Here is a 752-nt window from a genome sequence, read left to right as displayed (position 1 = left end):
TCGACGACGGTGCGGGCCTTGTACCGCTCGGTATCGAATGTCGGGGGGCATCCACCGGCCTGGCCGCGCCGTGTGCGGTTGTTCTTCTGGTCGGCGCGTTCGGGGATGGTGTGGCTGATCCCGCGGGTTCGCAGGTCCTCGCGGATCGCCCGGCCGCTGTAGGCCTTGTCCGCGAGTACATGGTCGGGGCGGGTCCGGGGCCGGCCGGGCTCGTCCCGGCCGACCCGGATCCCGGCCATGACCTGGTCGAACCGGGTGGAGTCGTTGACCTGCCCGGGCGTGAGCAGGATCGACAGGGGTCGGCCCCGGCCGTCACAGGCCACGTGGATCTTGCTGGTCAGTCCACCGCGGGACCGGCCGAGTCCTTCCACCGCGGCGCGTTCGCCTGGTGGGCATTCGTTGATCGGCCCATCCCCTTTTTGCGGGCTTCCTGGTCGGCGGGAACCCGGTGGAGGGCGCCGGCGGCGTGCTGATGGGCCCGCACGATCGTCGAGTCCACGCTGACGGTCCGTTCCACGTCACCGACCGCGTCGTTCTTGACCACGACACGGTCGAGGATCCGTTCCCAGGTGCCGTCCAACGACCAGCGACGGAACCGGTTGTACACCGTCTGCCGCTTGCCGTAGCGGGAGGGCATGTCCGGTCAGGGCGCCCCGGTCCGTTCCCGCGACAGAATCCCGTTGATCGTCTGACGGTGGTCCGCCCACCGGCCACCACGACCACCCGTCCTGGGCAGCAGCGGCTCAATGCGC

The 752-nt window shown here is 70.2% G+C and carries 1 pseudogene; it reads right to left on the bottom strand.

Features of this window, described 5'->3' with window-relative positions:
• Positions 1-748, bottom strand: a pseudogene (locus NBZ83_RS32425) (IS5 family transposase); the annotation flags it as partial.
• Positions 749-752 lie beyond the last annotated feature (4 nt).

This window comes from Frankia gtarii, from assembly GCF_025403375.1.
Lineage (GTDB): Bacteria > Actinomycetota > Actinomycetes > Frankiales > Frankiaceae > Frankia > Frankia gtarii.
This window is presented reverse-complemented; position numbering and strand designations above follow the sequence as displayed.